Origin of the sequence: Terriglobus sp. ADX1 (assembly GCF_036877645.1) — a bacterium.
GTDB lineage: Bacteria > Acidobacteriota > Terriglobia > Terriglobales > Acidobacteriaceae > Terriglobus.
In genome coordinates this window covers 64,031-78,614 of record NZ_JAEDXV010000009.1, presented here as the reverse complement: position 1 = coordinate 78,614, position 14,584 = coordinate 64,031, and the positions used below count along the sequence as shown (strand labels likewise).

Annotated in this window: 15 protein-coding genes; 10 read left to right on the top strand and 5 right to left on the bottom strand. The window is 56.0% G+C overall.

The genetic code is table 11. The features are described from left to right. Nucleotides 1–3: 3 nt before the first annotated feature. Complete coding sequence (locus tag JAO32_RS08030) at nt 4–1,893, top strand: ABC transporter ATP-binding protein (protein ID WP_334239259.1); 1,890 nt, start codon at nt 4–6, stop codon at nt 1,891–1,893. Nucleotides 1,894–1,914: 21 nt separating this feature from the next. On the opposite strand, the gene JAO32_RS08025 is transcribed toward JAO32_RS08030, so the two are convergent. Continuing rightward, a complete protein-coding gene (locus JAO32_RS08025; protein ID WP_334239257.1) occupies nt 1,915–4,020 on the bottom strand; it encodes a S9 family peptidase in 2,106 nt (701 codons plus the stop codon). Nucleotides 4,021–4,167: 147 nt separating this feature from the next. Here JAO32_RS08025 and JAO32_RS08020 point away from each other — a divergent pair, with 147 nt between their 5' ends. The 4 genes from JAO32_RS08020 to JAO32_RS08005 all read left to right on the top strand — a co-directional run bounded on the left by JAO32_RS08020 (nt 4,168) and on the right by JAO32_RS08005 (nt 7,050). Then, nucleotides 4,168–4,680 (top strand): DUF4142 domain-containing protein, encoded by a 513-nt coding sequence (locus JAO32_RS08020; RefSeq protein ID WP_334239255.1) that lies wholly within the window; start codon nt 4,168–4,170, stop codon nt 4,678–4,680. A gap of 116 nt (nt 4,681–4,796) precedes the next feature. Beyond that, nucleotides 4,797–5,660 carry a TPM domain-containing protein gene (locus JAO32_RS08015; RefSeq protein ID WP_334239253.1) on the top strand — a complete coding sequence of 288 codons (864 nt, stop codon included), beginning with the start codon at nt 4,797–4,799 and terminating at the stop codon, nt 5,658–5,660. Between the two features lie 89 nt (nt 5,661–5,749). Next, nucleotides 5,750–6,373 (top strand): LemA family protein, encoded by a 624-nt coding sequence (locus tag JAO32_RS08010; RefSeq protein WP_334239251.1) that lies wholly within the window; start codon nt 5,750–5,752, stop codon nt 6,371–6,373. A 368-nt stretch (nt 6,374–6,741) separates the two neighbouring features. After that, a complete protein-coding gene (locus JAO32_RS08005) occupies nt 6,742–7,050 on the top strand; it encodes a Rieske (2Fe-2S) protein (RefSeq protein WP_334239249.1) in 309 nt (102 codons plus the stop codon). Nucleotides 7,051–7,260: 210 nt separating this feature from the next. On the opposite strand, the gene JAO32_RS08000 is transcribed toward JAO32_RS08005, so the two are convergent. The 4 genes from JAO32_RS08000 to JAO32_RS07985 form a co-directional block, all read right to left on the bottom strand. Beyond that, the gene (locus tag JAO32_RS08000; RefSeq protein ID WP_334239247.1) at nt 7,261–8,826 is read right to left on the bottom strand and encodes a B12-binding domain-containing radical SAM protein; all 1,566 of its coding nucleotides are present in this window, start codon (nt 8,824–8,826) and stop codon (nt 7,261–7,263) included. A gap of 74 nt (nt 8,827–8,900) precedes the next feature. Beyond that, entirely contained in the window at nt 8,901–9,371 is a 471-nt protein-coding gene (locus tag JAO32_RS07995) for a hypothetical protein (RefSeq protein ID WP_334239245.1), read from the bottom strand. Between the two features lie 224 nt (nt 9,372–9,595). After that, nucleotides 9,596–11,431 (bottom strand): lysine--tRNA ligase, encoded by a 1,836-nt coding sequence (locus JAO32_RS07990; RefSeq protein ID WP_334239365.1) that lies wholly within the window; start codon nt 11,429–11,431, stop codon nt 9,596–9,598. Between the two features lie 451 nt (nt 11,432–11,882). Next, nucleotides 11,883–12,086 carry a hypothetical protein gene (locus JAO32_RS07985; protein WP_334239243.1) on the bottom strand — a complete coding sequence of 68 codons (204 nt, stop codon included), beginning with the start codon at nt 12,084–12,086 and terminating at the stop codon, nt 11,883–11,885. Nucleotides 12,087–12,140: 54 nt separating this feature from the next. Between JAO32_RS07985 and JAO32_RS07980 the strand changes: the two genes are divergently transcribed. From JAO32_RS07980 to JAO32_RS07960, 5 genes are all read left to right on the top strand, one after another. Further along, a complete protein-coding gene (locus tag JAO32_RS07980; RefSeq protein WP_334239241.1) occupies nt 12,141–12,533 on the top strand; it encodes a hypothetical protein in 393 nt (130 codons plus the stop codon). Between the two features lie 81 nt (nt 12,534–12,614). Continuing rightward, a complete protein-coding gene (locus tag JAO32_RS07975) occupies nt 12,615–12,863 on the top strand; it encodes an ATPase (protein WP_334239240.1) in 249 nt (82 codons plus the stop codon). Then, nucleotides 12,864–13,304 carry a hypothetical protein gene (locus JAO32_RS07970; RefSeq protein WP_334239239.1) on the top strand — a complete coding sequence of 147 codons (441 nt, stop codon included), beginning with the start codon at nt 12,864–12,866 and terminating at the stop codon, nt 13,302–13,304. 47 nt (nt 13,305–13,351) lie between these two features. Further along, nucleotides 13,352–14,083 carry a F0F1 ATP synthase subunit A gene (gene atpB / locus JAO32_RS07965; RefSeq protein ID WP_334239237.1) on the top strand — a complete coding sequence of 244 codons (732 nt, stop codon included), beginning with the start codon at nt 13,352–13,354 and terminating at the stop codon, nt 14,081–14,083. Between the two features lie 200 nt (nt 14,084–14,283). Continuing rightward, on the top strand, nt 14,284–14,580 hold the full coding sequence (locus JAO32_RS07960) for an ATP synthase F0 subunit C (protein WP_443082579.1): 297 nt from the start codon (nt 14,284–14,286) through the stop codon (nt 14,578–14,580). The last annotated feature ends 4 nt before the right edge of the window (nt 14,581–14,584 follow it).

Genomic DNA, 14,584 nt, shown 5'->3' with positions numbered 1-14,584 from the left:
CACATGGGTTCTATGGGATCGCTGGGCGGGGGAAGGCATCTTCACAATGCGGAACGCACGAGCCGGAATCATTCTCGAGCCATCTCTGCGGAGATGACAAAGAAAAAGAAGTTGCCTCCCATGAAGCGTGTGATGCCGGAGGTGATGAAGCTGGTAAGGCCACGGCTCCCGCTTCTGATCTTTAGCTTCCTGGTTCTCATCATCAATCGTGTGTGCGGATTGGTTCTGCCCGCTTCTACGCGCTTTCTTATCGATAACGTAATGCGGCAACACCAGATGTCGCTGCTACCAAAAATTGTTGCAGCCGTTGCAGGTGCGACGATCCTGCAGGGCATCACGACGTATGCGCTGACGCAGATGCTGTCCAAGGAAGGGCAAAAACTGATTGCAGAGATGCGCGTGAAGGTGCAGGCGCACATCGGCAAACTTCCGGTGAAGTACTACGATGCTAACCGCTCGGGTACATTGGTCGCACGCATCATGACCGACGTGGAAGGCGTGCGCAACATCATTGGCACGGGCCTTGTGGACTTCGTCGGTGCGGTGCTGACGGCAGGGCTTTCCTTCCTGTACCTGATGCGGCTATCGACCGGCATGACGCTCTTGAGCTTTGCCATTCTGGGTATGTTTGGATTGGTGATCTTCCGCGCATTTAAGGTAATTCGGCCAATCTTTCGTGAACGCGGTGCCATTAACGCAGAGGTGACGGGACGTCTTACCGAATCGTTGGGCGGCGTCCGTGTGGTGAAGGGATATCACGCGGAAGAGGCCGAAGCGAAGGTGTTTGCTTCGGGTGCCGAACGCTTGCTGAAGAATGTGATCAGTTCGCTGACAGCGCAATCAGTAATGGCTCTCACATCGCAGGTCATGATGGGCGTTGTGGGCGCACTGATTATGTATCTTGGTGCGCGACAGGTAGCCTCAGGGCATCTCACCACTGGTGGCTATGTCACATACACCATGTTCCTGACGTTCATGGTTGCTCCGCTGATGAGCATGGTGAACATTGGTACCCAGCTTACAGAGGCGTTGGCGGGCCTTGATCGTACTGCCGAAATTTTGAATGAACGTGATGAAGATGCGTCACCGCGCAGGTCGATAGAACTCGGGCCGATTACCGGCGATGTGCTCTTTCAGGATGTTCACTTTGAATATGAGCCGGGCAAAGAAGTGTTGCACGGCATCAGCTTTGATGCGCCCGCTGGTTCCGTGACAGCATTGGTGGGATCGTCCGGCTCTGGTAAATCAACCATCATCTCTCTGGTATGTGCGTTTCATGATGCGACATCAGGACAGGTTTTGGTGGATGGCATAGACCTGTCGACGGTGCGCCTGGATAGTTTCCGTTCACAGTTGGGAGTGGTGTTGCAGGAGACCTTCCTGTTCGATGGCACGATTCGTGACAATGTGAAGTTTTCACGCCCCGATGCTACAGAAGAGCAGTTCTTGGAAGCCTGCCGTATTGCGCGTGTCGACGAGTTTGCGGAAAACTTTGCAGAAGGTTACGAAACGATCGTTGGTGAACGTGGCGTGAAGCTGTCCGGTGGTCAACGGCAGCGTCTCTCCATCGCACGCGCCATCCTTGCTGATCCGCGCATTTTGATTCTGGATGAAGCGACAAGCTCACTGGATTCCGAGAGCGAAGCGATGATCCAGCAGGGACTGAATCACCTGATGCAGGGCCGTACAACATTTGTCATCGCGCATCGTCTCAGCACGATTCGCAACGCAAATCAGATTCTTGTGATTGAAGCGGGACGCATCGTGGAGCGTGGTACGCATGCAGAGCTGTATACATTGCATGGCCGTTATCGCGAGTTATATGACCGCCAGCATGGCCTGGAGCAAAATCTGTTTCTTGCGCCTGGCGAGGAGCCTGTGCCGGTAGAGTAGCCGACACAGGCATTCGCCGCATTACTCGATAGCAAGTTCGCGAAGAACGAAGGCATAGTCCATAGAGATTTCCTTCAGGTAGTCATAACGACCGGAAGCTCCGCCATGACCTGCATCCATGTTGATGTGGAGCAGCAGCGGGGCTTCGTGGTTCGTCTTCAACGTACGCAGCTTCGCTGTGAACTTTGCAGGCTCCCAGTACATCACCTGCGAATCGTTCAGGCTGGTCTTGATGAGTGTCGCTGGATATGCGCCTGCAGCCAGATTGTCGTACGGCGAATAGCTGCGCATGTAAGCAAAGGCATCGGACTCATTGGGATTACCCCACTCTTCGTATTCGCCCACCGTTAACGGCAGCGATGCATCCAGCATCGTATTCATCACGTCCACAAACGGAACATGGGAAAGCACGATGCGGAAAAGATCGGGCCGAAGATTCGCAACCGCGCCCATTAACAAGCCGCCTGCACTGCCACCTTCGATAATGACTTTATCTTTGGCTCCGTAGCCTTCTGCAACCAGATGTTCAGTGCACGCAATGAAGTCGGTGAAGGTGTTGCGCTTGTGCATCATCTTGCCGGCGTCATGCCACGTGTCACCCAGGTCGCCACCGCCACGGATGTGTGCGTACGCCATCACGATCCCACGATCCAGCAATGAAAGTCGGCTTGATCCAAAACCCACGGGCAGTGCATAGCCGTACGAACCATAGCCATACACGTAAAGCGGATTGGTGCCGTTTTTGTGGAAGGTGTCGCGGCGATACACGAGTGAGATAGGAACTTTCACGCCATCGGTTGCAGTGGCCCAGATGCGTTCCGCTGCGTAACGTGTGCGGTCAAATCCGCCGGGCACTTCCTGCTGTTTCAGCAGCGTGCTTTCGTTGGTGTTTACGTTGTACTCGTAGACTGATGCAGGCGTGACGAGTGAGGTATAGCTGTAGCGGAAGCTATTCGCATCAAAGATTCGATTTACGCTGAGACCCGCAGAATACGTCGGTTCGGGGAAGGCAACTGTCACAGGATTCGCCGCGAGCTGTTCACCTTCAAAGCGAAAGACTCGCATACGATCGAGGCCAAGAACGGTTTCCGATGCAATCGCGAAGTTCTGGAAGACGTCGAAATCTTCCAAAGGTACGTCTTTATCTTCAGGTAGCAGCTCCTGCCAGTGCTCGCGCGATGGCGTTGCTACTGGAGTGACGACCAAGCGGAAGTTCTTTCCTGTGTCGTTGGTGCGGATATAGAAGAAGCCATCACGGTGATCGGGATAGTATTCCTGATCATTGATGCGCGGGGCGATCAGCGTGAATTCCGCTGTAGGTTGGGAAGCATCTACGAAGCGGCATTCGCTGGTGGTGTGTGAACCAGATTCCAGAAAGAGATATTTGCGGTCTCGTGTGCGACCGACACCAACATTGAAGCGTTCATCTTCTTCGTGGAAGACTTGCACGTCACTTGATTGCGCTTCGCCAAGCGTGTGTCGAAAGACACGATCCTGGCGTTTCGTCTGTTCGTCTTCCGTGCTGTAGAAAAGGGTTTTCGAATCGGCTGCCCATGAAATTGAGCCAACGCGTTGGGCAGTATCCGGCAGATCATTGCCAGTATTGAGGTCGCGGATATGCAGTGTGTACTGACGGAAACCAGTATTGTCTGTCGTATAGGCGAGTAACGTGCCAGAAGGGCTAACGCTAAGTCCACCGAGCGACATGAACGGTTGACCTTCGGCTAGCTTATTGACGTCGAGAATCACTTCTTCCGTCGCATTTGCGTCGTGGCGCTGATCGGCTGCTGCGATGCGGCGGCAATAGATGGGGTACTGCAGGCCTTCGACAGTGTGTGTGTAGTAGTAATAATTGCCGTCGCGATAGGGAACAGAGGTGTCGGTTTCCTTGATGTGCGAGAGCATCTCGTCATACAGCGTCTTCTGCAAATCCTTTGTGGATGCCATCACCGCTTCGGTGTACGCATTCTCTGCTTCAAGATATTCGCGAACTTCAGGCGCATCTTTTTCACGCAGCCAGAAATAGTCGTCTTCCAGTGTGGTGTCGTGAATGTGCGTGGGATGCGGTATGCGCTTTGTAATTGGAGGCTTGGCGTCTTGCGGGGCGGCGTTCAGGAGGTTGCTCATCACTTTCAAGGATACGCAACGAGTGCTTGTGCTTTCCATCAGACACAACGGCGCGGTGTGGCGCGGCAACTGCTTTGTCATGGAATGCACCCTACGGGCTGAGATTTGTGCGGAAACTGCAATAAGCAGACCGCAGGGAGAACGACCATGACCATTCGTACTATTGCACTTTCGGCAGCTCTGTTCGCATGTACTGTTCCAGCGGCTTTCGGGCAAGCCTTCAGCGATCACGACAAGAGTTTCCTTAAGGACGCCGCAGAAGCCAATCTGGCTGAAGTCAAGATGGGCGAGTTGACGGTAAAGACGACCAAGAACCCGGAGGTTAAGGAGTTCGCACAGAAGATGATCACAGATCATCGTGCACTGTACAACGGCATGAAGCCGGTGGCGGCGAAGGCCGGTGTGACTCTGCCAACATCGCCGTCCATTGGCGAAGATGCAACCTATGCCAAGTTGAAGGTCCTTACCGGTGAGACCTACGACAAGAGCTACGTGAAGTCGATGGTGAGCGATCACCACGAAGATCTGGACAAGATGAAGCAGGAGAATCAGGCGACGAACAACCCGGATATCAAACGACTAACGGAACATGCTTCTTCCGTGATTGCCGAGCACACAAAGATGATCGACGGGATTGCCGGCAAGATGGGATTGCAGTAAGCGATAGTAAGCGATCGCTTTTGATTTATGACGGAGGTGGACGCATAAGCTGCGTCCGCCTCTTGTTTATTTGTTTATGGAACCATTTCCTGCGCGTCGGCGTATCATCATTCGTGATGGCTAGACGCATCCTGCGGTACTGGGGCTTTGTCGTTGCGGTAGTGCTGCTGGGGTGGGTACTCCCCGCAGTGGCGGAGTCCGTGAAAGATATGCCGATGCCCACGGCATATGTGAACGACTACGCGGGCGTTCTCAATGATTCCACCAAATCTGACCTGAACGACCAACTGCGCGCGCTGGATACGCAGGCGCATGCGCAGATGTTCATTGCGATCATTCACAAGATTGAAGGCGCTTCTTCGCCTGCTGAATTCGCAAACGAACTGCTGGCGAAGTGGAAGCCGGGACAGAAGGGGCAGGACCGAGGGGTGGTACTGGTCCTTGCCGTGGATGATCACAAGTACCAGTTCGAGATCGGGTATGGGCTGGAGGGCATCCTGCCTGACGGCAAGACCGGTGACATTGGCCGCGATATGGTTCCTGACCTGAAGGCGGGAAACTATAACGGGGCGCTGCGTACGGCGGTTGGTGAAGTCTCGGATGTGATTGCCAAAGATGCGGGAGTGACACTTACCACCTCGCAGCCGCTACAGACGAATCGCCGCAAACAGCGCAGTTCTGGCAGCCCGTTTTCCGGCATTCTTATCTTCCTTGCCATTCTGTTCTTCATCTTTCTGGCTTCGCGCGGTGGGCGCGGCGGTGGTGGGGGGCGGTATGGGGGCGGCGGTGGCGGAGGAGGGTTCCTTACCGGGATGATCCTGGGCAACATCCTGGGCGGCGGTCGACGTGGTGGCTGGGGTGATGATGACTCCGGTTGGGGCGGCGGTGGCGGTGGCGGCTGGGGCGGTGGAGGAGGTGGCGGATTCAGCGGCGGTGGCGGTGGAAGTTCGGGTGGCGGCGGCGCTGGTGGCAGTTGGTAGGCGACGCGCCAGAGACACGGTCATCGGCAACCCACTGAGACGAAGCGATGGGCGACTTACTCGGACAGGAACGATAACTGGGAAGCGATATGCCGAAGACATTGGAAGGTAGTACAACAGCAGGAACGAACGGGGGAACGATGAAGAAGGGACTGATTGGCATCATTGTGCTGGTGGTTCTGGTTGCGCTGGTAGGTATGAGCTATATCTCCGCGCGCAACTCCATGGCAGTGAAGAGCAACCAGGTGGACGCAGCGTTCAGCGCCATTGATGTGGACCTGCAGCGCAGGGCGGACCTGATTCCGAACCTGGTGGCCAGCGTGAAGGGCTATGCCAAGGTGGAGACGGACATCCTGACCAAGATTGCTGAGGCTCGCAGCGGCCTGCTACAGGCTCACACGCCGGATGAGAAGCTGGCGGCAAACGATCGTCTGTCCGTTTCGCTGCTGCCGCTCATGCGCATGCAGGAGGCTTATCCAGACCTGAAGAGCAATCAGCAGTTCATGCGTCTGGAAGATGAACTCTCCGGTACGGAAAACCGCATTGCTGTGACGCGCAAGCGCTATAACGATGCGATTCTGGACTACAACAACACCATTGCGGTGTTCCCGAACAGCCTTTGGGCTTCCATTGCGGGATTCAAGCCGAAGACGACTTACTATCAGGCTGATCCCGGATCGAAGTCTGCACCGAAGGTGGATTTCGGTAGCTAGATCGCGGCTAGTTTGAAGAGAAGGCAAGCTTTCGGGCTTGCCTTCTTTTTTGTGTCCAGCCACACCCCTCCCCCCTCCCCCTGTTTTTCTAAAATCGTCTTTCTAATGGGGTTACGGATTAGTGGCTGTAAAATCGTCTATCTGTTGGGGTTAGGGGCAAAATCTTCTTTCTAAAAGAGTTAGGGCCGCGCGGTTTGCGCAGCCCTTTTCACTCTGTTTCTATTTTAGCGGTTACATCGTAATACCATGCCAGCTCTATGTCGTTTTATTTGTTGGGGTTGAGCGATTCAGGCATTGACAACGTTTTCTGCGCAGCAGCCTTTGAGTGCCCGCCCACAGCTTCGCTAGGATGGAGGAAGGAGTATTGGATGGCGCAATGGGTTCGTTTGTGTGCGGCGGGGGATGTGCCACAGCCGGGTAAGGTGGGACAGTTTGAGGCGCAGGGTGTGGATGTTTGTCTCGCGAATATTGGTGGGGAACTGCATGCCATGGATAACTGGTGCCCGCATCGGCGCGGACCTCTTGGAGAAGGCTGGGTTGAGGGAGATCGAGTGGTCTGTCCCTGGCATGCGTGGGGCTTTGAGGTGACTACGGGGAATTGCCCGGAAGAGAAGGGGCATGTGGATGTGTTTCCCGTTCGGGTGGATGGGGATGATGTTTTGGTGGATATCGCCTGAGGGGCACCTCTTTTTGGTGTCCTGAGGGGGCCCTACCTTGGGTGTGTTTCACGACAAGGCAGAAGCTTTGCCCGTCTTAAAGAGGTCGCATTTTGTGCGATGATCCGGATTCCCGACTATCTCGGCATCGATTTTCAAGTAGCCATCCCGAACTGGAGACCTTCGTTCGGGACGGCATGAATCTAAAGAGGCAGCGTTTGCTCGACGGCCCTACGCCTCAGGAGCTTGCGTTGTGAGCTGAATGAGTCCAGAACGCGTGGGACGTGGTGCCCATAGCGGAGATGTTAGTTCGGGCATTGGCTTCGCCTGGAAGATCTTCCGTGTCTGCCGCGCGATCCATCGAGCAGACGTTTTCGCCTTCTTGCGGCGCGCACTATCTGTTGAAATTCCCGTCCCTGCATACATCTGCCGATAGAGCTTTGAGAGCAGCACAAATGCGAGCCGTGCGCGCAGCGTGGGAGTGCAGGCAGATCTTTTCCAAATGGCTCCGAACTCATAGAACCGATCCCATACTCTCTGTGTCCGATCGCGGATCTCGTCCGAAGACATTGAAGGATGAGGCGTGAACATCTTGGGCCGGATCGCTGTCGGGATCAGCCAGTAGCGAGTGATCGGAGTGCCGTCTACCATTTCCGGTTTTGTGGCTTGCTCTTTTTCCCATCGGCCAAAGTCAACGGTGCCGGGAAATGGAGTCATCATAACGAACTGGGCAAACGTTACATCCGCCTTGAGCGCAAGTTCAACCGTAGCTCCGAAGGTGTCTTGCTTATCCGTGGGGAGACCGAAGATGAATGACCCGAGAACATGTAAGCCATGTTTTCGGAACGTCTGCAGCTGCTGCACCAGGCGATCGCCCGAATAGTTGAAGTCCTTGTATACGGCCTTTAATCCCTCGGGTGTAACGGCTTCCACCCCTACCAGAGCTCCCTTGATATTTGCCTTCCGCATGGCGTCCAGGTATTCGGGATCTTCTGCCGACTCCATTGTGATTTGGGTGAAGAAGACCATGTCCTTGGGGAGCTTTGCGAGCTCTGCCATCAGCGAGAACCGTTCATTCCGCGTCTGCAGAAGGGACTCGACTCGTTCCGGGTTGTTCTGCTCACGCGCCAGCTTTAAGTCCGTCAGCGTGACTGGATAGAAGTTGTCATCTGCGAGCGCGATGAAGCGAAACCCTCTGCGTCTTAAATCGACGATTTCATCGATCACGCTTTCGAAAGTTCTTTGCCGTGGCTTTTGCCCGTCAGTTCGCCATACGGAACAGAACGAGCAGTGCTTGGGACATCCACGAATTGTTTGCACGGAAGCCCACATGTACTTATCGGTCTGCATCAGATCCCATCGGGCCGCAAGGAACTGGTCCCCTTCAAGCTTTCCGCCTTCGTAGATGCGTCCCGCGCAGCCTGCATTCAGATCCAGCAGCACCTTCCCCCATGCGACATCCCCATCGCCTTTCACAACCACATCTGCCCAGCCGCGTTCAAAAGGCTCTTCCGGGAACAGTGTGGCGTGGATCCCACCGTAGACGACTGTGGCACCGCGGTCATGTGCGAGCCTGCCGACTTCATAGCCTCTTAAGGCATTCCCTGTATGCACGCTGATTCCAACGACATCTCCGGCATGAATGGTTGTGGGATCGAGCGGTTCCAAAGATTCATCGACCAAAATCGGATCGCCCATAAACGCCGGTGTTGCGGCAGCGAGAACAAACAGCCAACGCGGCGTAATGACCGCAGTTCCGAAAGAATTGTCGCTGGGATTAATCAGGTGTACAGCCATGGTGGGACGCCTCGTTTTAAGCTGGGCAGGTAGAGGGCAGCGGGGAAGACTTGATTTGCGGTTGTTTGCTGCGTTCATCCAACCTGGATGGAGCTTAAAGATGCGAACACGGTTTTATCGTGGCGTCCGGGGTCAATTTCCAGTTCAATTGATGTCACGTCTTTCAGATCGAAGAAATAGTCTTCGACCTCGCTGGTTGAGCCAGAGGGGCTGAACATCCACTGTTGACGGACCAATTCCTTTCTTGATGTCTTAGACGTTGCGAACAATGCACACTCTTGGGTGCGGCCTACTTGTTCTTCATGGAATTGGAGACGGATACGGCGAACTGATTGTGGGCTGTCAAAGCGAAGCCGTATCAGTTGTGGTCCTGGAACCGCGGCTCTCCATCCCTCCACTGTGCCCGTTCTTAGTGCCCGCTCAAAGGGATGCTGTGGGTCTTCGGATGAGAGTTCCGCAGTGGCAATCTCTTCCAAATCAAGCCAGGAGCCAGCCGCTGATAAGCCACTGCTGCTTCCAAAATCCGAGATTGTCGATTTCCGCATGGTGTGACCTCTGCGGTGAGATGAGACGTCCCGTGTCTTCGCCGTATGACAAAAGAATTTACCTACCCGATTGTTTTAAGTGATGGACTTTCTTCGAGAAGACCGCAGGAGAGGATCAGTTGATCAGAACACGACATCTCAGAATCGAGATGTGGGCGTCCGTTTTTTGAGGGCGATAGGAAACGGCCTCTTGCGAGGCCGTTTTCTTGTTCGTTTGATTGTCGCTACTTTGTCTCTTCTGTTTGCTTTTCTTCCTTGTCCTGCGCTTTCTTGGAGGGGCGCAGGAGGGGGAAGAGGATGACGTCGCGGATGGAGCGTGAGCCGGTGAGGAGCATGGTGAGGCGGTCGATGCCGATGCCTTCTCCGCCGGTGGGCGGAAGGCCGTAGCGGAGGGCTTTGACGTAGTCCTCGTCCATGTCGTTAGCTTCGTCGTCGCCTGCGTTCTTCTGGGCCATCTGGTCTTCGAAGCGTGCGAGCTGGTCTTCCGAGTCATTCAACTCGGAGAAGGCGTTGCCGATTTCGAAGCCGCCGATGTAGAACTCGAAACGTTCGGTCCATTCGGGTTCGTTTGGCTTTACCTTGCTGAGTGGTGAGACGGCTAGCGGGAAGTCGTAAATGATATGGGGCTGGATCAGGTGCTGCTCTGCCAGTAACTCAAACAAATCCGAAATCACCTTTCCTAGGCTGCCACCGTTCATTAGATTGGCGTGCCAGCCAAGAAATTCACCGCCTCTGAAATTGAATTCGGACCGCAGTTCCGGCTTGCTCCCTTCGGGATTGTTGGCTTGCCACCAGGCTATGGATGCTCTCTGAGCATTCAGCAGGAAGTTTGCAAATTTTGAGGAGTCTGCAAAATCCTCTTCAGACGGAGCCGAGCCAAAGCGATCATCCCACCATTTGATGATCGCTTCCTTCATCGAAAGACGTGTCCACTTGCCGAGGTCAATCTGAACCATTTCGCCTGCGCGTGGGCCCTTGGGGAGTGGGAAGTCGACTACGGTGGTGCCGTTCACTTCGTTGGCTACGAACGTGATGATCTCTTCTGTGAGGTTCATCAGGTCGTGGTAGTTGGCGTAGGCCTGGTAGAACTCCAGCATGGTGAATTCGGGGTTGTGCTGGGTGCTGATGCCTTCGTTGCGGAAGTTGCGATTGATCTCGTAGACGCGGTCCATGCCGCCTACGACGAGGCGCTTGAGGTAGAGCTCTGGCGCGATGCGTAGAAAGAGCTCCATGTCCAGCGTGTTGTGATGCGTGACGAAGGGGCGTGCTGCGGCGCCGCCTGCGACGGGCTGCATCATGGGCGTTTCCACTTCGATGTAGCCACGGCTGTCAAAGAAGGTGCGCAGGGCCTTTAGGATCTGGGCGCGTTTGACGAAGACTTCGCGCGCGGGGAGGCGCTTCATGGGTGCTGTTGCTGCGGCTATGGCTTCGGCGTTGTTGGAATCCCACGTCTCAGAATCGAGACGTGGGGCACCCGGCTCTGTGGTTTCGTCGGTGGTTACAGGTGGCTCGGCGGCGTCTTCACCGTTGTCCATGAAGAGATCGACGTAGCGCTGGCGGTAGCGCAGTTCAATGTCGGTGAGGCCGTGGAACTTGTCGGGGAGCGCGACCATTGCCTTTGAGAGGAAGGTCAGCGATTCGACGTGGACGGTGAGTTCGCCCGTGCGCGTGCGGAAGAGAAAGCCGGTGACGCCGATGTGGTCGCCCAGGTCGAGGAGTTTGTAGAGCTCAAAGGCCGGTTCGCCGACGTCGTCTTTGCGGACGTAGATCTGAATGCGTGCGCCGTTGTTCTGCAGCACCGCGAAGCCTGCCTTGCCCTGGCGGCGATGCGCCATGACGCGGCCGGCGATGGCGACGTGAGGCTTGTCGGCTTCGAGGAGTTCGCCGGTGGTGTCGGCGTAAGTGCCGATGATCTGCGGCGCGGTGTGGGTGAAGGCGAAGCTGTTGGGGTAGGTGGCTTCGAGCCGGGACAAGCCTGCTTGTGCGCCTAATTCGGCGATCTTGTCGAGTTTTTCCTGGCGCTCTTTGAACAAGCGCTCTTCAAAGTCGGATGCGAACAACAACGGTGAGCCTCTTTCTCTACGAGGCTCAGTATAAATTCGCGGGGCGGAATAGAGCGGGCCTTTGGCCCTTATGCGCTCTGTTGTGCTCTACCTGGGCCTTCGGCCCAGGCTAATATCTGGTCGCGCCTTTGGCGCTTATTGTTGTGGTGTGCATGTGTGGTTCTGGCTTTCCTGTCGCATATGCCGTGCGGGTTCTTGCTGCCATAGTTGGTGTGGCTTTCCTGTTGCGTTGCAGATTGGGATAGGAAAGCAGGTCCTTCGGCTTCGCTCAGGATGACGAACTTCGTTCGTAGGAGCTTCGCTGGTTTGGTGGCAAAAGTCTGGTGGTAAAAAGCGCGACGCACTCGTCGAGTGCGTCGGGATGCTTCGCTTTGATCAGGTGCTTCGTGCCGTTCTCGACGCTTCGCGTGTTCTTGGGCTCACGAAAACGTCGATCCGCCTGTCAAGGTTAAGTCGCTTTGCGCTGGAAGCTGGTCTTCTTGAATCCAGCGGAGGCGGACTTGCTGCCGCCGGTGCTGCCGTGGTTGAAGTTCTGCTTGCCTCCGCCGTTCTTCTGGGCTTCCAGCTTTTCGCGGAGTGCCTGCAGCTTCTGCGCCTTGGGGCCGAGGCCGGTGACGCGGGGTGCGGTGGGTTTTGGTGTGTCAGTACTCATGGGAAACATCGTATCGGCGCACGCTGCGGGGTGCAACGTGCGCCGCGTGGTTCTTTGGCGTTAGTACGCACCTTCGGCGCGGCGGAAGCCGCTGTTGTAGCCGCGGAGGTAGGCGTTGCGATACGTGTCGCGGTAGACGGGATAGGGGCCGAGGCGTCCGTCGTAGCCGGGTGTGGTGGCGTAACGGCGGTCGTATTGCGGGCGGTAGGCGGCGCGTTGGACGAGGTCGCGGGCGCCGTCGTGCTGGCCGTCGCGGAAGCCGTTTTGCTCTGCGACCTGAACGATGGGGCTGGGGCCGTAGGCGGGTGGCGGCGGCGGGGCGACTGCGACGTAACGTGGCTGGCTGGCGCAGCCGGTGAGCGCAACAATTGCCGCGAGGGCGAGGGAAGCAGTGGTGGCAGTGCGGGCGAGTGGCATGCGGAACGCTCCTTTGCGTCACTCGGTTAGGACACAAAGATTACAGAAGGTTGTGAGCAACTTTGCGGGTTGTGCGGTGTAGCGCGGCGGCGTGATGTAATGGAGGTCGCGATGAGCGGAGACAGCAACATTCCGGGCAAACCGAAGGGCGCACTTGGCGATCTGGTAAAGGCTGAGACGATGATCCAGCTTGCGATTGCGCTGCCAATTGGCTGCGTGGTGGGCTGGTTGCTGGGGTCGCTGGTGGACCATCACTATGGCACGCGGTATGGCGGCGTGATCGGGATTGTGATTGGGGCGATTGGCGGGTTCATCAAGATTTTCCAGACCGCGCAGAAGTATATGAAGGACAACAATTAAGTGGAACCAACAGAGATTCCCGCGGGCTTTACGGACGCGGATGCACGCGCGGTGATTGCGCGGAGTGTGAAGATTGTGGCCGTGCTGGCGGTCATTGGAGTGGTGCCGGCGTGGATTAAGGGCGGTTGGCGGTCGGCGTTATTGTTGCTGATTGGCGCGGTGATTGCGGGAAGTGGCCTGTGGGAGTGGCGGCGTCTGATGGCCGCGTTGACGGCACGAATGGAGCCGCTGCCGGGTGAGCACATTGTGGGTGCACGGAGGCCTTCGATCGGGTTCGCGCTGGTGGGTTTCTTTCTCCGTTTATTCGTCGTAATTGCGGTTCTATATGTTAGCCTTAAGTATCTGAATGGCTCCGCGCTGGCGCTGGCGGCGGGTCTTGCGATGGGTGTAATTGCACTGACAATCGAAGGCTTGCGGCTGTTGCGCAGCGGTACGATTTAAGGGATTTCAGACAACGTTTCAAAGGCCCAGGCCGACAAGAAAGAATCATGCCGGAACAGCTCGTTTTCACTCGATTTTTGAATGCGCATTTCGCCGGTCCGGTGGATGCGCTGTTGCGTGCGGTGCACGTGAAGGTGGTCTACCCCGAGGCCCCGATTTCAAACGCAGTTGCGATGGAAATCATCGTTGGACTGCTGCTGATTGCATACTTTGTGGCGGTGCGGGCCAGCCTGAGCGTGGATAAGCCGAATGGCATTGCGCACTCGGCTGAGATGGTGCACGAGTTTGTCTCAGGACAGGCTGAGAGCATTGTGGGCCACGGCTACGAAAAGTTTGTTGGCTACCTGTCTGTGCTGCTGCTGTTCATCCTGGTGATGAACCTGCTGGGACTGATCCCGGGGCTGATGTCGCCGACGGCGAACCCGGTGGTGCCACTTGGCATTGCACTGGTGACGTTCCTGTACTACCACTACCACGGCATCCGTTCGAACGGCGCTGGTTACATCAAGCAGTTCCTTGGACCTGTATGGTGGCTGGCTCCGCTGATGTTCATCATCGAAATCGTTTCGCACTGCGCACGTGTTCTGTCGCTGACGGTTCGTCTTTACGCGAACATGTTCGCGGGTGACCTGGTGACGCTGGCGTTCTTCTCGCTGGTGCCGATCGGTGTGCCGCTGGTGTTCCTGGGACTTCACCTTGGCGTGTCGATCATTCAGGCCTATGTGTTCATGCTGCTGTCGACGATTTACCTGAGCCTGGCTGTCAGCCACGAGCATTGATCCGCTAACGCGGATCACTCTGGGCTAAAGCCCAGAGCTACCGTGAAGTGGAAGCACGAAGTTTCTAAGTTTGACGTCGATGGAGCAGTCTCCGCTATCGATGGGTTTCATCCGAATCAGCGTGAGGGGGTCAGCACGGTGAACCTCAACCACCCACTGATTCGGCACTTTGGAGACATTGGAGTACGACCATGAAGGTTATGAAGTATGTATTTATGACGCTGGCCATGTTGCTGATCGCATCTCCTGTGTTCGCGCAGACGGGTGCTGATGCATCGTCGAAGGGCCTGTATTACATCGCTGCCGGTCTGGGCATGGCTCTGGCTGCTGGCCTCTGCGGCCTGGCTCAGGGCAAGGCAACCGCTTCGGCTGCTGAAGCTCTGGCTCGCAACCCCGGTGCACGTCCTGGCATCTTCACGTTCCTCATCCTCGGCCTGGCCTTCATCGAATCGCTGGCTCTGTTCACGTTCGTGATCATCTTCCTCAAGGTTGCGTAAGCAA